Annotated in this window: 21 protein-coding genes and 1 pseudogene; 8 read left to right on the top strand and 14 right to left on the bottom strand. The window is 48.6% G+C overall.

What is annotated here, in order from left to right; translation table 11 throughout:
• Window positions 1–197: 197 nt before the first annotated feature.
• The gene (locus AC6I8Y_RS00955; RefSeq protein WP_498020646.1) at window positions 198–2516 is read left to right on the top strand and encodes a Tex family protein; all 2319 of its coding nucleotides are present in this window, start codon (window positions 198–200) and stop codon (window positions 2514–2516) included.
• Window positions 2517–2612: 96 nt separating this feature from the next.
• Here the strand turns inward: AC6I8Y_RS00955 and AC6I8Y_RS00950 are convergent, their stop codons facing one another.
• Entirely contained in the window at window positions 2613–3062 is a 450-nt protein-coding gene (locus tag AC6I8Y_RS00950; protein ID WP_234494722.1) for an ATP-dependent Lon protease, read from the bottom strand.
• Window positions 3063–3196: 134 nt separating this feature from the next.
• A complete protein-coding gene (gene bioH, locus AC6I8Y_RS00945) occupies window positions 3197–3967 on the bottom strand; it encodes a pimeloyl-ACP methyl ester esterase BioH (RefSeq protein WP_394153986.1) in 771 nt (256 codons plus the stop codon).
• 361 nt (window positions 3968–4328) lie between these two features.
• Between bioH and AC6I8Y_RS00940 the strand changes: the two genes are divergently transcribed.
• The 4 genes from AC6I8Y_RS00940 to cysQ all read left to right on the top strand — a co-directional run bounded on the left by AC6I8Y_RS00940 (window position 4329) and on the right by cysQ (window position 7007).
• Window positions 4329–4739: a ComF family protein gene (locus AC6I8Y_RS00940; protein WP_394153984.1), complete on the top strand. Its 411-nt coding sequence runs from the start codon at window positions 4329–4331 to the stop codon at window positions 4737–4739.
• A gap of 70 nt (window positions 4740–4809) precedes the next feature.
• Complete coding sequence (gene nfuA, locus AC6I8Y_RS00935) at window positions 4810–5436, top strand: Fe-S biogenesis protein NfuA (RefSeq protein ID WP_156111134.1); 627 nt, start codon at window positions 4810–4812, stop codon at window positions 5434–5436.
• Between the two features lie 208 nt (window positions 5437–5644).
• Window positions 5645–6178 carry an ADP compounds hydrolase NudE gene (gene nudE / locus AC6I8Y_RS00930; RefSeq protein ID WP_498021413.1) on the top strand — a complete coding sequence of 178 codons (534 nt, stop codon included), beginning with the start codon at window positions 5645–5647 and terminating at the stop codon, window positions 6176–6178.
• A 1-nt stretch (window position 6179) separates the two neighbouring features.
• Window positions 6180–7007, top strand: coding sequence for a 3'(2'),5'-bisphosphate nucleotidase CysQ (gene cysQ / locus AC6I8Y_RS00925; RefSeq protein WP_498020645.1), 828 nt, complete (start codon window positions 6180–6182; stop codon window positions 7005–7007).
• 79 nt (window positions 7008–7086) lie between these two features.
• Here cysQ and AC6I8Y_RS00920 read toward each other — a convergent pair whose 3' ends face one another.
• From AC6I8Y_RS00920 to gspC, 12 genes and pseudogenes are all read right to left on the bottom strand, one after another.
• Window positions 7087–7845 carry a type II secretion system protein N gene (locus AC6I8Y_RS00920; protein ID WP_498021412.1) on the bottom strand — a complete coding sequence of 253 codons (759 nt, stop codon included), beginning with the start codon at window positions 7843–7845 and terminating at the stop codon, window positions 7087–7089.
• A 3-nt stretch (window positions 7846–7848) separates the two neighbouring features.
• Entirely contained in the window at window positions 7849–8343 is a 495-nt protein-coding gene (locus tag AC6I8Y_RS00915) for a type II secretion system protein M (protein WP_128648810.1), read from the bottom strand.
• Window positions 8344–8349: 6 nt separating this feature from the next.
• A pseudogene (gene gspL, locus AC6I8Y_RS00910) lies at window positions 8350–9583 on the bottom strand (type II secretion system protein GspL).
• Window positions 9552–10565: a type II secretion system minor pseudopilin GspK gene (gene gspK, locus AC6I8Y_RS00905; protein ID WP_498021410.1), complete on the bottom strand. Its 1014-nt coding sequence runs from the start codon at window positions 10563–10565 to the stop codon at window positions 9552–9554. Before gspK ends, gspL begins: the two are co-directional and overlap by 32 nt.
• Window positions 10566–10573: 8 nt before the next feature.
• Window positions 10574–11278: a type II secretion system minor pseudopilin GspJ gene (gspJ, locus tag AC6I8Y_RS00900; RefSeq protein ID WP_498020644.1), complete on the bottom strand. Its 705-nt coding sequence runs from the start codon at window positions 11276–11278 to the stop codon at window positions 10574–10576.
• Window positions 11265–11621: a type II secretion system minor pseudopilin GspI gene (gene gspI, locus AC6I8Y_RS00895; protein WP_081936222.1), complete on the bottom strand. Its 357-nt coding sequence runs from the start codon at window positions 11619–11621 to the stop codon at window positions 11265–11267. Before gspI ends, gspJ begins: the two co-directional genes overlap by 14 nt.
• Window positions 11605–12207, bottom strand: coding sequence for a type II secretion system minor pseudopilin GspH (gene gspH / locus AC6I8Y_RS00890; RefSeq protein WP_498020643.1), 603 nt, complete (start codon window positions 12205–12207; stop codon window positions 11605–11607). Before gspH ends, gspI begins: the two co-directional genes overlap by 17 nt.
• Before the next feature lie 47 nt (window positions 12208–12254).
• Complete coding sequence (gene gspG / locus AC6I8Y_RS00885) at window positions 12255–12686, bottom strand: type II secretion system major pseudopilin GspG (protein ID WP_498020642.1); 432 nt, start codon at window positions 12684–12686, stop codon at window positions 12255–12257.
• 73 nt (window positions 12687–12759) lie between these two features.
• Window positions 12760–13992 carry a type II secretion system inner membrane protein GspF gene (gspF, locus tag AC6I8Y_RS00880; protein ID WP_498017316.1) on the bottom strand — a complete coding sequence of 411 codons (1233 nt, stop codon included), beginning with the start codon at window positions 13990–13992 and terminating at the stop codon, window positions 12760–12762.
• A 1-nt stretch (window position 13993) separates the two neighbouring features.
• Window positions 13994–15487, bottom strand: a complete 1494-nt coding sequence (gene gspE, locus AC6I8Y_RS00875; protein WP_394153972.1) for a type II secretion system ATPase GspE — start codon at window positions 15485–15487, stop codon at window positions 13994–13996.
• A 2-nt stretch (window positions 15488–15489) separates the two neighbouring features.
• Window positions 15490–17514: a type II secretion system secretin GspD gene (gspD, locus tag AC6I8Y_RS00870; protein WP_498020641.1), complete on the bottom strand. Its 2025-nt coding sequence runs from the start codon at window positions 17512–17514 to the stop codon at window positions 15490–15492.
• A gap of 31 nt (window positions 17515–17545) precedes the next feature.
• Window positions 17546–18472, bottom strand: a complete 927-nt coding sequence (gene gspC, locus AC6I8Y_RS00865) for a type II secretion system protein GspC (protein ID WP_394153968.1) — start codon at window positions 18470–18472, stop codon at window positions 17546–17548.
• A 262-nt stretch (window positions 18473–18734) separates the two neighbouring features.
• On the opposite strand from gspC, the gene hslR reads away from it, so the two are divergent.
• From hslR to pckA, 3 genes are all read left to right on the top strand, one after another.
• On the top strand, window positions 18735–19121 hold the full coding sequence (gene hslR, locus AC6I8Y_RS00860; RefSeq protein WP_042478583.1) for a ribosome-associated heat shock protein Hsp15: 387 nt from the start codon (window positions 18735–18737) through the stop codon (window positions 19119–19121).
• Window positions 19122–19136: 15 nt separating this feature from the next.
• The gene (gene hslO, locus AC6I8Y_RS00855) at window positions 19137–20018 is read left to right on the top strand and encodes an Hsp33 family molecular chaperone HslO (RefSeq protein ID WP_498020640.1); all 882 of its coding nucleotides are present in this window, start codon (window positions 19137–19139) and stop codon (window positions 20016–20018) included.
• 347 nt (window positions 20019–20365) lie between these two features.
• A complete protein-coding gene (gene pckA, locus AC6I8Y_RS00850; protein ID WP_042478579.1) occupies window positions 20366–21994 on the top strand; it encodes a phosphoenolpyruvate carboxykinase (ATP) in 1629 nt (542 codons plus the stop codon).
• Window positions 21995–22068 lie beyond the last annotated feature (74 nt).

Here is a 22068-nt window from a genome sequence, read left to right as displayed (position 1 = left end):
ACTCCTTTAAACTTTACAGAAAACCAACGGAATATCCACGTGATTATCAATAAATTAGCAAACCCTCGCTAAATTTCACCTTCTAGTGAAACATAAAAATAACCCAGTAATTGCAAATCGGCGCTCACGCCCCTATATCCTATGGATATCAAGGAGTACAAAAGCACTCCCCAACACAACCACAAGAGAATACACGGATGAGCCAAGCTATCTGTCAACTGATTGCTAAAGAGCTGAATGTCAGCCATAAGCAAGTTGAAGCCGCTGTTACCCTGATTGATGACGGCAACACCGTCCCATTTATCGCTCGCTATCGAAAAGAGGTCACGGGAGGTCTTGATGACACCCAACTACGTACCCTCGACTCTCGCCTAAGCTATCTACGTGAACTTGACGATCGCCGTCAGACGATTCTTAAATCCATCGACGATCAAGGCAAACTGACCGACGAATTGCGTGCGGATATTGAAAGCGCTGACAACAAAACTCGCCTAGAAGATCTCTATCTACCCTACAAACCAAAGCGCCGCACCAAAGGTCAGATTGCGATAGAAGCGGGCCTGGAGCCACTCGCGGATCTGCTCTGGACTGAGCCAAACAATGAGCCAGAGAGCACTGCGTCTAACTACATCGATGCAGAGAAAGGGATAGCGGACAGTAAAGCTGCGCTGGATGGTGCTCGTGCCATCGTCATGGAGCGCATTGCCGAAGATGCCGACCTACTAGAGAAGGTCCGTCAGTACCTCAACCGACATGCAGAGCTGCGCGCTCGTGTGGTATCTGGAAAAGAAAACGAAGGCGAGAAGTTCAAAGACTACTTTGAACATGATGAGCCAATGAGCAAGGTTCCCTCACACCGAGCACTCGCCATGCTGCGCGGTCGTAACGAGGGCTATTTACAGCTTTCCGTTAACGCTGATCCTGCAAACGAAGAGGGAGCTCGCGAGTCATACTGCGAAACCCTGATCGCTGAGCATTATGGTATTCATCTAAGTCAGGCGCCTGCCGATGCATGGCGCAAGCAAGTGATTAGCTGGGCATGGCGCATCAAGGTATCGATGCACATGGAAACCGAACTGATGGGCGCACTAAAAGAGCGTGCTGAAGTCGATGCCATCACGGTATTCGCCACTAACCTGAAAGATCTATTGATGGCGGCACCAGCAGGTCCAAAAGCCACCTTAGGCCTCGACCCAGGTTTGCGCACCGGCTGTAAAGTGGCCGTTGTGGATGCCACAGGTAAAGTTCTCGCAACCGATACTATCTACCCGCACGCCCCGCAAAAACAGTACGACAAAGCGGTACACGTCGTGGAGCAGCTAGTACGTCGCTTCAACGTAGACTTGATCGCCATCGGTAACGGTACAGCTTCTCGCGAGACTGACAGCTTTGCCGCTGAAGTCATCAAGCGCGGTAACCTCAGCGTGCAAAAGATCATTGTTAGCGAAGCGGGTGCCTCCGTGTATTCAGCGTCAGAGCTCGCAGCAAAAGAGTTCCCGAATATGGACGTGTCACTGCGCGGCGCCGTGTCTATCGCAAGACGCCTACAAGACCCACTGGCAGAGCTTGTGAAGATTGATCCTAAATCGATTGGTGTCGGTCAATATCAGCACGACGTCAGCCAAACTATGCTGGCGAAACGCCTTGATGCGGTCGTCGAGGACTGTGTAAACGCCGTTGGCGTGGATGTGAATACCGCTTCAGCCGCCCTACTAACGCGTGTGGCGGGTTTGTCTTCGACGCTTGCTCAGAACATTGTCGACTACCGTGATGAGAACGGTCGCTTCGAAGCACGTACCACTCTTAAGAAAGTCGCACGTCTTGGTCCAAAGGCCTTCGAGCAGTGTGCTGGTTTCCTACGTATTATGGATGGCAAGAACCCGCTTGATGCTTCATCGGTGCACCCAGAAGCGTACCCTGTGGTTAAAACGATGGCAGAAAAGACAGGTCGCGCGCTCAAGTCGATCATTGGTGATACGGCATTTCTTCGAACCGTTAATGCGGTTGATTACACAGATGATACATTCGGTTTGCCAACGGTCACAGACATCATCCGCGAGCTTGATAAGCCTGGCCGTGACCCGCGCCCAGAGTTCAAAACAGCAACCTTCGCGGAAGGCGTCAACACGATCAATGATCTCGAACCGGGCATGGTACTGGAAGGCGTGGTTTCTAATGTCGCGAATTTCGGTGCCTTTGTCGATATTGGTGTTCACCAAGATGGTCTGGTTCACATTTCAGCGCTTACCGATAAGTTTGTTGCCGATCCACGTGAAGTGGTGAAAGCGGGCGATATCGTTAAGGTCAAAGTGATGGAAGTAGACGCTAATCGTAAGCGCATCGGTCTATCCATGCGTCTGTCCGATGAACCCGGTGCGGACAACCGTCCCGCTCGCGGAGGTAAAACCGCTCGCGACAACCGCGGCTCTCAGCGTCAGCGCGCACCAAGACAAGAGCCAGGCAACAGTGCGATGGGCGGTGCATTTGCAGCAGCCTTTGCCAAAGCCAAGAAATAACGCTTTGGCTAATAACGCAGACTAAAAACGCTAAAGAGCACCTATCTAGGTGCTCTTTTTGTATTTATCAAAAGCTATCTCACTCACCGCTAAACACTATCCAACGGCAATGATGTCCGACGGTGTGTTTGGGGCAACCGAGTGCCCATAATGATATCGGATCACGGTACGACGCTTCGCCATTCTCCCTTCCATCAACGCTGCCTGCATGATTTTAGGAGGTAAGCGAAATCGCATCGCATAGCCTTTTCCTTGCGACTCACTATAGGTATTTAGTGATAGCAGATGAAACAAGCGCTCTATGGGGTCTTCGTTGTCAGACACGTCTTCTTCGGTGTCATACTCGGGATGCTCTGCGGGATCCCAAGCTGTGCGCTTGCGCCGTTTTTCCTCTTCGTTGATGCGACGCTCGGCATTGGTGCGCGCCAATTCCACCGTAGGGACTATCGGCTCTCGCACCTTGTTGTCACGCGCTGCTTGCTCCGTCTGGGGATTCACAGATGGAGCGATAACTGGAGCACTAACACTGTTGGGCGACACTATCATCGGTCACTCTCCTCTGCTGTGAGTGATTAACGCCAAAACCTCAACAACTAAACGGGATTGATTTTCAATCCTCTGATTACTTTATCGGAAAAACGGCTCCAAGCTTTACCGATTTGTGTAAAAAACATGCAAATTTAGACGCGTAACCCAATGACTCTTGTGACAAACTCATCTGTCTCAGTGATAAACGGTGCGTGAGAAGACTGGGCAAAAATATGACTCTGATGAGTCGACATTTGCGCATCTAACTGCTTTACAATTCGCACCGGAACCAGCCCATCCAAACGTCCATACCAACGATGGACTGGCATCGACAATTGCGACAACTGCGGGCGATAATCTAAGTTATCTAACCACTCTAGCCCCAACATAAGGGCGCTTGGGCAAGGCATAGGTCTGGAGAGTACCGCTTGCTTGAGCAACTTAATATCTTGACGCGCGCTCGGGCTACCCATGGCTTGAAGCGCCATAAAGCGTTCGATCGTGAGCTCGAAGTCATTACTAAGCTGTGCCATGAACGCGCTGAGTACGTCTTTCTTGATACCGCGCCACTGTTCTCCTTCAGAAAACTTGGGCGAGCTCGCCAGTGTCACCAACTGGCTGACTCTCGATGGGTAACAATGGGCGATATGGGTAGCAATCAAACCACCTAGCGACCAACCCAACCAAATAGCGTGCTCGGGAGCTTCGTCTAGTAGCAGGTTAACAAGTTCTTGCATCGACTGATAAGACACTTGATGGCTGAGCCCATAACCGGGAAGATCGACCGTATGTACCGTAAAGTGTTTGACCAGTTCACGGCTACATGCTGACCAAACCGCACCGTTCATCCCCCAGCCATGCACTAGCACAAGATCCGGTCCTTCTCCTTCAGTCTGCCAATGGACTTTTGCTACTTCACTCACACGCTCTCCTACTCATTTGGTTCTTTTTCTGTTTCGATTTGCTCCATGCTAAAGAGAATCCCCTTCACGTCAACTCAGACCAATGCGATTTATCACTCAACTACCCAAATTGTGTCATCTATGTGGGCTCACCATCGAACGCTCTCTCGGTCATAACCTGTGGTGTCACCACTGCCAGCCTTTGTTTAACTTTCATCAACATCGATGCCAACAATGCGGACTCACATTTGAGAGCAGTGCAAGCATCTGTGGTGAATGTCTAAAGACACCGCCGCCATGGGATAAAATGGTATGCCTTGGTGACTACCAGCATCCTCTTTCGCACTTTATAAAGCGCATCAAAAATAATAAGCAGCCCAGCATGGTTAGACCGCTGACGCGGATGCTGAGTAAAAAAATAGACCACCCTGCCCCGTTACTGGTATCTGTACCCATGCTGTTTCACCATGAGCTTTTACGAGGATTTAATCTGAGTGAAATGATGGCAAACGACATCGCTAACCAGTTCTCTGGCTCAGAAAGTGCGCATCACATCTTTCGCAAGCACCGCCAAACGCGTGTTCAGAAGGATCTTAACCGAGAGGAAAGGCTCCACAATGTGCGCCGAGCATTTTCGCTTAAGCGAGTACCCAGTTTGAAACATGTGGCAATAATTGATGATGTGGTCACAACCGGTGCAACGGTTCGTCATTTAAGTGAATTATTACTTGAAGTAGGCGTAGAAAAAATTGATATTTACTGTTTATGCCGCACCCCAAAGTCATCCCACTGATGATTCGTTAGCCAGATTGCGCATAGGATATGCAAATTATTTTTTGGCATCTACTCGTGACAGGAGTAGAATGGGGGTAATAACCTACAAACTTACTCAGGTATTCGTCGTGTCAAATCCAATTACTATTACAGAAAGTGCGCAAAGTCACTTCGCCAAACTGCTGGCTCAACAGCCAGAGGGTACGAACATCCGTGTTTTTGTCGTTAACCCAGGCACTCAAAACGCAGAGTGTGGCGTGTCATACTGCCCACCTGAAGCGGTTGAGTCTAACGACACCGAATTCAAGTACGAAGCGCTATCTGCTTATGTTGACGAACTCTCTCTACCGTTTTTAGAAGACGCAGAGATCGATTTCGTGACGGATAAAATGGGCTCACAACTTACTCTCAAAGCACCAAACGCGAAGATGCGCAAAGTCTCTGATGATGCGCCACTGATGGAGCGTGTTGAGTACGCTATCCAAACACAGGTTAACCCACAACTTGCTGGTCACGGTGGTCACGTAAGCTTGATGGAAATTACCGATGAGGGCATCGCAATTGTCCAGTTCGGTGGTGGTTGTAACGGCTGTTCAATGGTGGATGTCACGCTAAAAGAAGGCATCGAGAAGCAATTGCTTCAGGAGTTCTCTGGCGAGCTAACCGCTGTACGAGACATGACTGAGCACGATCGTGGCGAACATTCCTATTACTGATCGCTGCAACCGCTAATTGCAAACCAGTATTTGAATCAGAGCGCCGAGGTAATCCTTTGCGCTCTTTTTTTTTAAGCGTTCCATTTGGCGCGCGACTATTTCCTATATATATTAATGACAAACAGACTATTCGTACCATAGGCTCACACGACTTCGTTATGGTACTAGCCAAGGAGAAAGCCCATGCCGTCCAAAAAAAGGACCTGAGATCTTAGCCCAAAAGACCGTTGCCGAATCTAGGCTATTCAAAATTGAGGCATTAGACTTAGCGTTTTCCAATGGCACCAAACGAACCTACGAGCGCATGAAACCGAGTGGTCGTAACGCCGTGATGATGGTGCCTATTACCGAGCATGGTGACATCTTATTGGTTCGTGAATATGCAGCGGGTACTGAGCGCTATGAGCTTGGCTTCCCGAAAGGGCTTATCGACCTTGGCGAAAGTCCAGAGCAAGCCGCAGTTCGTGAACTGAAAGAAGAAATTGGCTTTGGTGCCAACACACTCACCCCTCTCAAAGAGGTCATTTTGGCTCCCTCTTATTTTTCGAGCCGCATGACGCTATTCGTTGCTCAGGACCTCTTCCCTGAGCAGCTAGAGGGTGATGAACCCGAACCTCTAGAAATCGTGAAATGGCCGTTAGCCCAAGCCGATGAGCTACTCACCCATCTCGACTTCTCTGAGGCTCGTAGTATAACCGCATTGTTATTGATGCTAAGAATGAAGTCAGAATTGGGGTTGTAACGTGACAACAAGACACTTAGATCTATCGCACCATCTTCCTGATGTCATCGACATCGCACGTCAAGCCGGGCAGCTTATTCTCGATATCTATGAGAATAAAGAGTACGAGGCTTACACCAAAAACGATGACACTCCGGTAACCAGTGCTGACTTAGCGGCGCACAAGCTGATTGTCGAAAAGCTCTCGAACCTGACACCAGACATCCCAGTCCTTTCCGAAGAGGCCGCGGATATCAGCCTCGAGCAGCGTTCTCAATGGGATACGTATTGGCTCGTGGACCCACTTGATGGCACACAAGAGTTCATCGCACGTAGTGGCGATTTCGCCACCATTATCGCTCTGGTCAGCAACAATAAGCCGATAATGGGCGTGGTATACGCACCGGTATCAGGCGTGACCTATCACGCTTATGAAGACAAAGGTGCGTGGAAAATACCAAGCCTGGGTGAGAGTTTGCGTATTAAGGTGCTCAAGCATGAACTGCCCAACCAATCTATCGCTATTGCAATAAGCCGTCGCCAGAATATCAACCGCATCACTCAGCGTATGAGCTCGGCATGGAATTATGACTTGGTTCCCCTCGGCTCCGCGGCCCTTAAAGCCTGCTTAGTTGCAGAGGGCGCTGTAGATTGCTATCTGCGCTTAGGACCAACGGGTGAGTGGGATACTGCCGCTACACAGTGCATCGTCGAAGAAGCCGGTGGCACCATTCTCGATACCGAACTTCAACCACTCTCTTACAATGAAAGAGAGACCTTGGAGAACCCAAACTTTATCGTGATAGGCGATCGAGACTTACCTTGGGACCAGATTCTCATTCAACAATAGGCAGCGTCAGTTGCTAAATGAACATTAAAAAAGGAGGCTATGCCTCCTTTTTTAATGTTCTACCTTCTATCACAGCACACTAGAAGCGGCCTTGATAGTTAAACGAGTAACGCCCCTGCCCATCTGGATTGCCTAGCCAGCTCAACTGCTGACGCATACCGTTTGGGAACTCATCTTCAGGTTTAAACCACGCCTCAGATTGATACTGACGATTGGGGGTCACACTGGCTGAAAACTCGCTCGACACTTGATTGCTGCTTTGACTACCTTTTGCCGACAGCACGCTCTCGCTACATGACAAATCAACAATAGTCGGACCGAGACCAAGACTGCCAATCGGTGATTCTATATACCCAGCATTCCACGATAAGCTACCATCTCCGCTCGCACACCAGGGTGAGGCGTAGTTTAGCGATTTAATCGCCAGCTCTAACTGGCCACCCGCTTTGATCGGGACTGGCACCGGCGCATATTGCACGACGGTATCTGCCGGAATCGACGCGAGGACATTCTCTAAATAAGCCCCAGACAGACCGACACCTAAGTTACCGCGCCCAGACAAACCTAAAGCACTGCCTCGACCAAAACGCACAGCGTATTCAGGAGAGAGTGTCATCAGACTCGACCAACTGAACTGCCACGACACATCACCAATAGAATAGTTTTGTACTCGCACATTTTGTGCGCTGCCCTGCCAAATAGTGCCTGTTGTACCATCGAGCGCCAGCTCTCGCGGCATTGGGGCGTAACTCAATACTATGCTGGCAGGAAGATGATAGATCGCACTCGCTACGAATACGGTGGTACCTAATAAACCGTACTTGATGACCTTCTTGATCACTTAGCCACCCCTCGTAAATTGCAGTCGGTTTACCTCTATGACACCGCTTTGATCTGCTTTATCGATATCTAGAATCTCAACCGTCACACCATGGTTGTCTTGCAAATAAAACAGCCAGTTGACGAAAAACTCGAATGGGATCGGTTTAATCCAAACCTGAAGCTGGTCGTTACGAGGCTGCATACGAATCAGTTCAATACTGAAGCGGTTAGTCGATGAGGTAATCACTCGGTTGAGAGGCTCTTTTGATACCACGACACCACCCGCTTGTCTTTGCTGGGAGATATCATCTGCCTTTTGCTTCACCCAACTGAGCAGTTGACGCTCCGACTGAATGCGTGACTGAGCCATCTCGGTGCGCTGTGCAAAGGGAGCCAGAATGCCCCAATAAATAATGCCGAGCACGGTGACCAGCGAACAAGCGATCACTAAGCGCTGCTCACGCTGGCTAATACTCAGCCACCAGCTTTGAAGATTAAGTAATAGTCCTTTCATCACGCCCTACTTCTTCTTAAGTACAAAGTTACCCATGACCACTTCGCCATTACGGTTGAGTGGACCTTGCGTTACTTCAAATTGCGTTTCTAGCTTCACTCGCGCGGCTTCAAAACTATCAAAATCGCGACTGGTCACATTCATGCGAACTTCATTGCGGTTACCGTCAAAGGTGAAGCTCTGGACTTGCATACCATTGACCTGCCCCACGGTATCGGGCAGTTTCGATAGCCACTCCAATACCGACTCACTGGACAAATCACTTCCGCCTAGACGCTTAAGTTCATCATCCATCTGTCGCTTAAGGTAACTCACCGTTGGGATACGTTGTTTATCTGGCAGTACCGCTCTGAAAATGCGCTCACTTTCAGCTCGGTAGGCGGCCGCTTGAGACTCGTACTGATTCACCAGCACAACTTGCTGCGTAACGAGTGCTACAACAAGAATAGAGGCGGCAATAGCGACTTTTTGCCAAACCTTCCAATGTCTTAAAAAGGATGCCTTCGGTTTAAAGTCACCCGTCATTAGATTGGCACCACTCTCTACGGTGCCTTTCGACAACAATGCCATTGCAGGCTCTGGCGGCATGCTGTGCCAGTCAATATGCTCTGAGCGCTCAACGAAGGATGTCGGGACGGGAGAGTAGCTCTCTATCGCGACTTTGCTCTCATCCTCACTCTCCGACACCAGCAAGTAATCGGAATCGATCACCGCGTCCATCCAGCCTTCATCAACGACTAGACCGCGCTGGTTCGCCGTACGAAACAGCCATTGACCATCAAGGTGGATAGCACTGACCTGCTCCGTTTGAGGCAATGCGAGCACATCAGGGATAACCTTTTTTGACTTCGATTCCCTGCTCAGCAAAGCTTTGAATAACATGCGTCAGATATTGACGGTCTACCGCTGCAATAGACGCAATGCCACCCTGCTTGCTAAATATGGTGAAATGCAGCTCATCGACGTCCTGAGCAATATCGTCTTCGACAAGAAATGGCAACATAGTCTCAAACTGACGTGCACCACCCTGCGGGATCTCGACATCAGCAAAGTGCACGTCCTGTCCACTTAGCATCAATAGCGTCACACGCTGCTGTGCATACTCTTTAATGTCAGCGAGCTGGTCGAGGTTATTAAGCTCTCCGCTGGCTATCACTTCTTGCTGACTAGTTGACCATACAGCCCAATGTATTTGGCTATCTGGTTGGCTATTCAGGCGAACGGTTAAGAACTCGCTCACTAAATCCTCCAAATCGACGACGGACTACCGTCACTTCCTGTCTATCTTGACTAAAAAACAGGCTGCGCAGTCGCATTCGCGACTCTCCAACGACAACCTGTGTGTCCATTTCAAAATAGGCGCTGTCTACAGCAAGATACTGTTGAGCTTGCTGTTTGGTGTTACTGTCTACACTGGCCATTTGAGACTCGGCCATAAACTTATCGATACCTGACCAACCGTCAAAAGGACGGTTTTCGATCAGCTGTCTCGCATTCTCTACCGATAGATTAGGCGCAAACAGCGCTGACAGCAGCTCCGCTTGCTCCACGACTATCGTGTTTACATTTAGGCGCCAATCTGCGGTAGGTAACGCACATACAACAGGCGATATGCTCAGCATGGCGTCACCGCTCATCTGGTTAATCGCTCTCAGCTCTGAGCTGTCGGCGACGAACCCATTGGGGGCTACATAGCTTGGTGACAAGGACTCATAATAGCTATCCCCTACACCGGATACCGACCTCACGCTGGTCTCTTTGTTAACAAACTCCCACGTCGAGTCCGCAACCTGTTCCGCTTGGTAATTCTCCACACCACTTTCTTCAAGCAGCTTTTGGAAAAAACGCACCAGAAATGGCTTAGTGGCACTGTTTGTCGCTGGCTGCACCGTAGAGAGCGCATTGATATTAAAGCACGCCTGCATATCACGGATATAGCCAGTCGCCTCGCCGTAATCAAGTGGATAGGTCCGCTCTTCAATCGCCCATGGCTGATTGAGGTTAACGCTGTCCTTATTGTCTTTATAGCTCTCTTTTATAGCCACTGATGCCAAGGCTTCAACGCCAATCGCATACCAATACGCTTGCTGATAATTTACCTGATTCGACGCTCGCGTAAATTGGCTAAATAGGCGCTCTGACATAGTTGCAGCGATTGAAACCATAATGGCAAGTAACAGCAGAATCACAATCAACGCGACCCCTTTTTGGGATTTAGCCATCACTCTTCTCATGAGTTACCGCCTTGAGCGCTGCCTTGATTATTACCTTGGTTATTACCACCCGAGTTACCGTTGTTGTTACTTCCACCTGACGAAGCATTTAAGGTGCCCGCCGGGGTTAGGTAAATTCGACTGATCTCATCATAGTCTTCAAAGCGGATCTTTACCTCGACAGCAAGCGGCAATGTTAACTCAGCCTGCCATTCGCTAGCCCAGGACTCACCATTGTAGAAACGCATATCGAACGACTCGACCTTGGTAAATATCGGCAAGGCAACCGGCTCTTCACCCACCGTCGTATCTGGGTAGCGCCACCACAGTCGTTCAAGCCTGCCTTCTTGCAATCGGTAGCCTATTTTCGCCACTTCTCCGCGAGGAAATTGGTTCTGAGGATTCAGCCAGCCCAAGCGAGCAAACAACAATCCTCGCCCTTCTGATTCCAACAAGCCCTCTTGCCAAAGCATCAAACGAGTAAGAGGCTCTTCCCCTTCATGACGAAACTGCCTAAGCGCTAACTGCTTGAAGTCACTATCTAAATAGACAAAGCCACGCTGAATTTCTTGCAGTCTGGCACTTCGAGCTTGCGACAGTTCATTGCTGCGCTGAACTTGGTTTACCACTTGGTAAGCCGCAACACTTAAACTGGCGAAAATCGCAATGGCCACCAGCACCTCAATCAAGGTAAAGCCTTTAGCACGGTTACTTATCGACATAACTTCTCACCGTAACAATCGGGCTCGCTTTGGCATCCGTAGCGACACTGACATCAAATGCTGATAACAAGTTATCCGCCGTCTCGATTGGCTGAACACTCCAATACCACTCACGACCAGCCAGCGTCTCTTTGCCTTTTTTCGCCTTGAGTTCTGAGGTATCCAACATGACCTTCGCCATCTGGTTATCAACCACCATGCTTGCGAACGCTTTCTCTTCCAAGTAGCTTAGCGTATTGATGTGTTGACTGACCGAACGAATAATAGAGATCGCAGCAGTAGCAAAAATGGCCATTGCTATCAGCACCTCTAGTAAGGTCATGCCTCTAACGCTCTTTTTCATTCCAATCTTTCACATCCATTAGCGCAAGGTGTCCGCTCTCTTCTACCTCAACATACCAAGTTTGATCTTGCTGAGCCCGATTAACGGGTGCTAAGACAAACACCCCTGCGGTAATCTCCCCACTGGAGAGAATGAATACTTGTGGCGGCTTTTCTTGCTTTTTCTCTTTTTCGGCATCTGCAAACATATCTTCATCGAATAGAGAGCCAGGCTCAAAAAGTCTGTCGTCATTGCCCCAAATACCTGTGCTCAAATCGAGCTTAATCGACAACGCCTCAGGCAAAGTCGTTTCTTCAGGGATCTTGCTCAACGAGACCCTTTGCCAACCGTCTTGTTTGAGCTCCAAGAACACATACTGCTTTTTAGCCTCATCAACACGTATACCAAAATCTTTGCCAGCTAACATGGCTTCTTCATTAAAGAGTTGAAGTCTTTGGTATAAGCGCTGCGCTTGTTGTTTGGTTTCGTCACTCTGGCTTTGTGGCAGGGTTGAAATAACCGCCACGGCACTGACCGACAGCAGCACCAACACCAGCATAATTTCTAATAGGGTAAAACCACCTTGATGGCGCTTGCGAAATAACATGAGGGTTCACTTTGGATTAAAGAGGGCAGATGCCCCTCAATACGAAATTACTGGAAGTCTTGAATGTTCCAGTTGCCGATGTCAGCTGCAGGACCTTCACCGCCTTCTTGACCGTCCGCACCCAGCGTGAAGATATCGATCGTGCCTTTATCGCCTGGGCTTAGGTATTGATATTCGTTGCCCCATGGATCGGCAGGAAGACGACGAATATAGCCGCCATCGCGGTAGTTACGTGGCTCAGGGTTGCTAGGCTTAGTTACCAATGCCTCTAGACCTTGGTCAGTCGTCGGGTAAACGCTGTTATCCAACTTGTACATGTCCAGCGCGTTTTCAAGAGCAACAATATCGGTTACGGCTTTTTGTTGGTCCGCTTTCTCTTTGTTGCCCAGCAAGTTAGGCACAACGAAGCTCGCCAAAATACCCAAAATAACAACCACTACCATTACCTCTAGCAGGGTAAAGCCGGATTGTTTTTTCATTCTTTTTTCATCTCTAACTCCAAATAAAGCATCCTCAAAATTGAGGACAATAGTAACCGTCCGCCTGGTTAGATTAACCAGACATCAAATTGTTCATTTCCAATATTGGCATTAAGGTCGCCATCACAATAAACAGCACTAGCCCAGCCATCACCGCGATCAACGCGGGAGTAAAAATACCAAGCGCGATGTTCACGGTAGACTCAAAGCTTTGGTCTTGATTATCAGCGGCGCGAGTCAACATACTCTCTAACTCACCACTTTGTTCACCACTGGCAATCATATGCAGCATCATAGGTGGGAACAGCTTGGTTTGCTCAAGCGCTTTGCGAAGGCTGGCACCTTCTCGCACGTTATCGGCAGCGGTCGACACCTGCTTCTTAGCAAAGTGGTTGGTCATCACATCCACAGAGACCTTCATTCCCTCTAGGATAGGAATGGCACTGGAGGTACAAATTGCCAGAGTGCGAGCAAAGCGCGAGGTGTTAAGGCCTCGAGCGATCTTACCAATCAATGGGAAACCCAGAACCTTAGTATCCCAACTCATTCGAATTGAGGGCTTACTCAGCGCCACTTTAATCAGATAAAAAGTGACAACAAAGCCACCTAATAACATCAGACCCCATTGCTGGATAAAGTCACTCGATGACAAGAGAAATTGCGTTGATGCGGGCAATTCTTGTCCCATCTGCACAAACTGACCGACAATCTTTGGTACCACGGCAGCAAGCAAAAATGCCACAATCGCGACCGCAAACACCACCAGCACAACCGGGTAGATCATCGCTTGCTGCAGTTTAGAGCGCATTTTTTGTCGATTCTCGGCATAATCAGCCAACCGCTCCAAGATAGAATCTAGGTGCCCTGACTTCTCACCTGCCGCGACCATCGAGCGAAACAGTTCATCAAAAACGTGTGGGTAGTCCGCTAAGCTGTCTGACAAGGTATAGCCTTCGGTAACCTTAGAGCGGATCGCTGCCAACATGGTTCTAATACGTGGCTTCTCCGATTGCTCAGACACCGCTTTTAGACATTCCTCAAGCGGCATACCCGATTGTACCAAGGTCGATAGCTGTCTGGTTATGAGCGCCAAATCAGGTGTGCTTAAACCTCGTTTAAACATCGGTTTAGCATTGCTACTTCCCGATGAACCAGATTGAGCCTTGCCTTTCGCCTCAACAATATCAACAGGCATCAGGCCTTGCTCTTTTAGGCGTTGGCGTGCCTGACGAGCGTTGTCGCCCTCGATAAGCCCTTTGACTTGTTTGCCCTTTGCATTGAGAGCTTTGTATTCAAACGCTGCCAAGTTACGCTTCCTTCGTCACACGCATGACTTCTTCTAGCGAGGTCACGCCAAGTTTTACCTTGTGGAAGCCATCATCACGAATACTTGGAGTATGAGAGCGTATGGCTTTTTCAATCGCCTGCTCACCAGCTTCATCATGGATAAGTGACTGCACGGTATCGTCAACCATCAACAGTTCGTGAATACCAGTACGTCCACGGTAACCTTTGTGGTTACAGTGCTCACAACCCACCGCTTTATGTAGCGTAAGTGGCTGCGCTTCCGTTAGGCCAAACAATTGCTTGGTGGCCGAGTCAGCTTCGTAAGGCTCTTTACAATCATTGCAAAGCGTTCGTACTAGTCGCTGAGCAAGAACACCCAACAAAGATGACGAGATAAGGAATGGCTCAATACCCATATCACGCATACGCGTAATCGCACCAACTGCGGTGTTGGTGTGAAGCGTCGACATCACCAAGTGACCGGTCAAGGACGCTTGCACCGCAATCTGCGCCGTTTCTAAATCACGGATCTCACCAACCATCACCACGTCTGGGTCCTGACGCAAAATCGCACGCAGCCCACGAGCGAACGTCATATCAACCTTTGGGTTCACCTGTGTCTGTCCAATACCATCGATATCAAATTCGATAGGATCTTCTACGGTCAGTATGTTGCGCTCGTTACTGTTGATCTCTTGCAAGCCCGCATACAGGGTGGTCGATTTACCTGAACCCGTAGGACCGGTGACTAGGATAATGCCGTGCGGACGTTGGATGAGGTGTCTAAATTTCTCGTGATTCTCAGGCGTCATACCTAAACTATGCAGATCCAAGCGTGTAGCATTTTTATCGAGAAGACGCATCACCACACGCTCACCGTGTGACGACGGCATAGTCGACACACGCACATCCACCGCTCGGCCACCGATACGTAGCGAGATACGACCATCTTGAGGAACACGCTTTTCAGCGATATCCAGCTTCGCCATAACTTTAACGCGTGAGACCAAAAGCGGCGCTAGCTTACGACTTGGCGCGAGTACATCACGCAATACGCCATCAATTCTAAAGCGAATCGACAGCACTTTTTCGAAGGTTTCGATGTGAATATCCGACGCACCCTCTTTAATCGCTTCACCAAGCATGGCGTTGATAAGCTTGATAATCGGTGCATCATCGTCAGACTCAAGTAGGTCTTCGTCTTGAGGGAGCTCTTCCGCCAACGAGAAGAAGTCATCGCTGTCTGCACCGATGTCTTCCATCAATTGACGCGCTTCAGATGAGTCACGCTGATAAGCTTGAGTCAGTTTGGCATCGAACTCACTGGATGGTAGAGAGTGCAGCTCGAAGGGTCTACGAAAGACCCTTTTCACTTCTTGCAATGCGTTGAGTGCAAGCGGCTCAACATAGTAGAGCACCGACTGCTCTTCATGTGCTTCAAACACCACTTTAAAGCGATTAGCAAAGCTAAACGGCAGGCGGTTTGCCAAAGGGCGATGCTCTAAGCTTTCCATAGTTAGTTCGCTTCTACTTGATCGATAAAGGCTTGAATCTCTGAAGGATAACGATCGGTTTCGTTAAATTCAGGCAGTACCGGAATAAAGCCGTCGTCCATTAATTTCAAACCTTTGTCTGCCTTAAACAGCTGCTCAGCACGAATGTAGTTGTACTTACGCTGAGTTATACCATCGGAGGTCATGCCATCACGAATAATGGTTGGCTTGATGAACACCATTAGGTTCTTTTTCTCAACGGTGGTCGACGTAGAGGTGAACAGGCGACCTAGGTAAGGAATATCACCCAGGAACGGAACTTTGGATTCACTCTCTGCAGCACGCTCATCAATCAAACCACCAAGCACCAGCATCTGACCGTCTTGGATCATCACAGAGGTATTCAACTGACGCTTGGCAAAGCGCACGTCTACCGCACCGTTGGCGCCCAGTACGTTCGATACTTCTTGCTCAATGTTGAGCTGTACTGAGTTACCTTCGTTGATCTGCGGCACAACCTTCAGCTTGATACCCACTTCTTTACGATCGACGGTCTGGAACGGGTTGCTGTTGTTTGAGCCTGCGGTTGAGCCCGTCAAGACTGGCACCTCTTCACCGACAATAAACGAGGCTTCACCGTTATCCATGACGGTAATACTTGGCGATGACAGAATGTTCGAGTTGGATTGACTCGATACTGCGGTAATTAACGCGGTCCAGTCACCCAAGGCAATACCCACAGCGGCACCTTGAACACCACCCAAGGCACTTGCCAATGCACTGTAGTCACCACTGGTTGTTGTTTCTACGTTGTACGGGTTGCCATCTGAATCGACACGCGTTTCTGTCGTTTTCTGATCTTTCGCTTCTTCCATACCGACCATAACACTGCCGATAGACGCGCCAGTGTTACTAAACTGAACCACACCACCGTTGGATAGCGAGCCCCATTGAACGCCTAGGTTGGCGCCATCGACATCCGCAAGTTCGACAATCAACGCTTCGATCAACACCTGTGCACGACGAATATCGAGCTGCGAAATAACCTCAAGCAGCGCTTTCATGATATCTGGCGGCGCAGTAAGTACTAACGCATTGGTATCTGAGTGAGCGGCAATCATGACTTCTGTGCGGTTCGCGCTCGAACCTGACTTTGAGCCCGCTTGCTTTTCCTTTTGCAGGTTGTCTGATACACCCTTGAGCACATCAACGAGATCTTCAGCTTTCGCGTATTTTAGGTATTGAACGCGGTTATTACCCTTGGTCGCCATCTCAATATCAAGCTGACCAATCAGACGACGTAGACGCTGACGAACTTTTGGGTCACCTGAAATAAGAATGGAGTTAGTACGCTCATCCGCCACCAAATTAGGTTGGAGCAGAGCCGGGGTATTCTTTGCATCGGTGGTTTTGTTGAGCGCATCGACGATACGCACCATTTCAGCCGCGGATGCGTTTTTAAGCTCAACGACTTCTACCTCTTTGTCGCCTGCTTGGTCAACGCGACGAATGATGTCCGCCAAACGATTAACAACTGCAGCACGACCTGTGATTAGGATGATGTTTGCTGGGTCGTAGTGGACTACGTTACCTGCCCCAGCATTATCATTAAGCTGTCTTAGTAGTGGTGACAGTTCACGTACCGAAACGTTCTTCACCGCTACAACGCGCGTTACTACCGTATCACCTGCCGTAATGTCGGTATCGCCAACGACTGGGATTGCCGATGTCTTCGCGTCTTTTGCCTTAATCACTTTTAGAATGCCATTGTCCATCTCAACAACGGCAAAGCCATATACCTCAAGTACGTTTAGGAAAAAGCTGTAATACTGCTCTTCATTGAGGACGTCGTAGCTGCGTACGTCGACCTTGCCACGTACTGACGGATCAACGATGATGGTCTTGTCGAGGTTTCGCCCGACAATATTGATAAACTCATGAAGGTCAGTGCCTTTAAAACTGGCGCTAAATTCATTGGCTGATACCGCTGGGACAGCCAATAGGCTCCCCATCAATAACCAGGTACTTGTTTTAAGCCAACTTTTCACTTAATGCTCCCTTGTAATACTGTCCACATGACTAAAATTGGATAAAGATGTCATGTTGCTGTCCATCGCGCTCAACGGTGAGGTTTAATTCTGTCAGTTCAGTGATGGATTGATAAATCTGTCCCATAGCCGCTGGGTCGGTCAGGTCTGCACCGTTAAGTGCTACGGCGATATCGCCATTTTGTAGACCAACCGAGTTAAATAACTCAGGATCTCGTCCTGGGCTCACTCGATATCCCTTCACCTGGCCGTCACGCTTTACTTGAGAAAGCCTAACGTACTGAAATATTTGCTGTGGGTCTTGAGTAATTGTGTTACGAATCGCTGCTAGCTTTTCTTCTGCATCCACAGGGTTGTTACCAACCACATTGGATGCTGCTGCTTGAGGTCGTTGAGTTAACTCAAGCTTTTTATATTCGAGTCCTTCAAGCATAACGGTCTCGTCACGACCTGCGTTGGAGATGATAATACGATCAATTAATACCGCATTGATGGTTGCTCGAGTGCCATCAATTTGCTCACCAATGCCGTAGGTGCCTTGCTTACCACGATTAGCCACTACTGCTAAGCTTAGGTCAGGATTGGAACTCACGACAGAACCCACCAATACCACATTCAAACGACTTTTTGGCGCATCGGTCACGACAGGGGCTTGTACCACTTTTTGTTCTCGGCTGTAAGCACCGAAGATATTGGCGTTATTAATATCTGAAGATTGCAGCTTGGCGGTTTGTGATGAGTTCGCAGTGCTTACTGCCGCTGGCGGAGCCCAACGCGTCACAGAATGAGATTGGGGAAACAACTGCCACAACAACGCACCCGCGATCCAACAAGAGATCACAAGTAACACTAACGTCAGAAGTAAACTGATTTGAGGCTGATACTGCGTACAACGTCGTAAGAGTGAGTTCAAAGAGGCAGCGGAGACACTGTTCGCCGATATAGATAATCCTTTCACTCTCTAACTTCCTGCTTGGTAATGAACTTTCCAGTTATTCACTATGTTATAAATCCAATGGTATAAGCAACTTTTGCTTCCTGCCAACCGACAGAATATAGCACAACTAGTATTACAGTAATGCTATTACGTATTTGGGGTTGAATTTTTTAGACCCAAGCACCATTTAGTACACCAATAGCAAGATAAAAGTATCACTAGTTCCGTACGGTAAGTCATGACTGACTTTTTGCCGTCACTTACTTAGAAAGTAGGATTCACGATGAGTTCCGAGAATAATTCTGTTCGATTGGATAAATGGCTGTGGGCCGCTCGCTTCTATAAAACCAGAAGTATCGCGCGAAATATGGTCGATGGTGGCAAAGTCCACTACAATGGACAGCGCTCGAAGCCGAGTAAAATAGTGGAATTGGGAGCTGTCATCGCTCTACGCCAGGGTAACGAAGAGAAGACCGTGGTCATTGAGCGTATTTCAGATCAACGCAGAGGTGCACCGGAAGCCCAGACTCTCTATAGCGAAACTTCTGAGAGTATCGCAAAGCGAGAAGACAACGCGTTGAAGAGAAAACTGCACGCACACAACCCAAGTCCTGAACGTCGACCTGACAAAAAGCAGCGTCGCGATATCATTAAATTTAAACACCAATAAGCTGGAGCTTCCTCAATGGCTAACAACATACTTAACCGCTACCTTTTTGAAGAACTGTCTGTGCGCGGCGAACTCGTGCAAATGGATACAGCTTATCAAGAAATTCTATCAAGCAAGGAATACCCTGCACCGCTACAAAAGCTGCTGGGTGACCTGCTGGTATCAACAAGTCTACTTACAGCGACACTGAAGTTTGAAGGTTCGATTACCATGCAGCTTCAAGGTGATGGTCCAGTATCGCTAGCAGTTATCAATGGCGACCACAACCAAAAGCTCCGTGGCGTTGCACGCTGGGAAGGTGACATTGCTGATGATGCTACTATCCACGACATGATGGGCAAGGGCTACCTTGTGATTACGATTACACCGGACAAGGGTGAACGTTATCAGGGTGTCGTCGGCCTAGAAGGCGATAACCTATCTGAGGTACTAGAAGGCTACTTCGAGCGCTCTGAACAGCTTAAGACGCGCCTCTGGATCCGTACTGGTGAGTTTGAAGGCAAGCCTCACGCTGCAGGCATGATGCTGCAGGTAATGCCTGACGGCACTGGTACACCAGAAGACTTTGAGCACCTTGAGCAGCTAACAGACACCATCAAAGATGAAGAGCTATTCGGCCTAGATGCGAATACCTTATTGTACCGCCTATACAACCAAGACAAGGTTCAAGTGTTCGAGCCAAAAGAGGTTGAATTCTTCTGTGGCTGCTCACGTGAGCGCAGTGGCAATGCGATTGTGACTGTTGCACAGGAAGAGATCTTCGAGATCATTGCTGAAGAAGGTCAAGTGGCGCTTCATTGCGACTACTGTGGCACGACTTACGCGTTCGATGAAGCCGAAGTCAAAGCGCTTTACGCGGAAGCAAATTCAGGCGCAGGTGACAAGACGATCCATTAATCGTCACTGAGTTCTAGTTCATAAAGCCAGATCGCTAGCGATCTGGCTTTTTTTGTTCTTTTTATTTAACAGAATTGCAAAAAACATGAACAGAGCATCTAACCAAATACGTAAATGATGTGTTACATTTGATCTAGCGCAAAGGTTTGCTTTGAGGAGAAATTAGCCCAAATTCAATATGTGATAGAACACTTAAAACCATCAATAACTGATGACTAATTTTTGAACTACCTCCCTGTTTTATCGGATATCCGTTGCTAGCATGGAGTTCAAAATAAAAAACAAAATAACAAATAAACAATTACTACAATTTTAAAATCCCTACAAAAATCCAATAAGGAGCACCTATGACCGTTATGGACATTAACAAGGCTGCACAAATCGATCTTACCAAGTACGGAATCACTGGCGTAACTGACATCGTTCGCAACCCAAGCTACGAACAGTTATTTGAAGAGGAAACTCGCGAAGGTCTGGAAGGCTACGAAAAAGGCGTAGTCACTGAGCTTGGCGCCGTTGCTGTAGATACGGGAATCTTTACTGGACGCTCTCCTAAAGACAAATTTATCGTTAAAGACGCGACAACAGAAGAACACATGTGGTGGACAAACGATAAAGTCAAAAACGACAACAAACCTATGTCCCAAGAGGCATGGAATGACCTTAAAACGCTTGTCACTGGTCAACTATCCAATAAACGTCTATTCGTGATCGACGGATTCTGCGGTACCAACCCAGATACCCGTCTATGTATCCGAATTATCACAGAAGTCGCTTGGCAGGCTCACTTCGTGAAAAACATGTTCATTCGCCCAACCGAAGAAGAGCTCGCAACTTTCGAACCAGACTTCGTGGTTATGAATGGTGCGAAGTGTACTAACCAGAAATGGCAAGAGCACGGTTTGAATTCTGAAAACTTCACAGCGTTTAACCTAACCGAAAGAATGCAGCTTATAGGCGGCACATGGTATGGCGGCGAAATGAAGAAAGGTATGTTCGCAATGATGAACTACTTCTTGCCACTGCGTGATATCGCATCGATGCACTGTTCTGCCAACATGGGTCAAGAAGGCGACGTTGCTATCTTCTTCGGCTTGTCTGGCACCGGTAAGACAACACTTTCAACCGATCCTAAACGCGCACTTATCGGTGACGATGAGCACGGTTGGGATGACGATGGTGTGTTTAACTTCGAAGGCGGTTGCTACGCGAAAACAATCAACCTCTCTAAAGAAGCTGAGCCAGACATCTATAACGCTATCCGCCGCGACGCATTGCTAGAGAACGTAACGGTTCGCAACGACGGCTCTATCGATTTTGATGACGGCTCGAAGACAGAGAACACCCGTGTTTCTTATCCACTTCACCACATCGAGAATATCGTTAAGCCGGTATCAAAAGGTGGTCATGCGAATAAAGTGATCTTCCTTTCTGCTGATGCATTCGGCGTACTGCCTCCGGTTTCTAAACTGACGCCAGAGCAAACCAAGTACCACTTCCTATCAGGCTTCACTGCGAAACTAGCCGGTACTGAGCGTGGTATTACAGAGCCAACACCAACCTTCTCTGCGTGTTTCGGTGCGGCGTTCTTGACGCTTCACCCAACTAAGTACGCTGAAGTGTTAGTTAAGCGCATGGAAGCTGCAGGTGCTGAAGCTTACTTGGTTAACACTGGCTGGAATGGCACAGGCAAACGTATCTCTATCCAAGATACACGTGGCATTATCGATGCGATCCTAGATGGCTCTATCGAGAAAGCAGAAACTAAGAACATTCCTGTGTTCAACCTAGAAGTTCCAACTTCACTTCCAGGTGTCGACCCTGCGATCCTAGATCCTCGTGAAACTTACGTTGACCCGCTTCAGTGGGAAAGCAAAGCAGCAGATCTTGCCCAGCGCTTTATCAACAACTTCGATAAGTACACGGATAACGACGAAGGTAAGTCATTGGTAGCAGCGGGCCCTCAGCTCGACTAATACTTGGATAGATATCCAACTTTTTAATACCAGCCCCTCAATTAGAGGGGCTTTTTTACGCTATACGCGCTAAA

This window comes from Vibrio sp. KUL78 (genome assembly GCF_059725505.1).
Note: the sequence above shows the minus strand (reverse complement) of the source record. Positions and strands in the feature narration are given on the sequence as shown.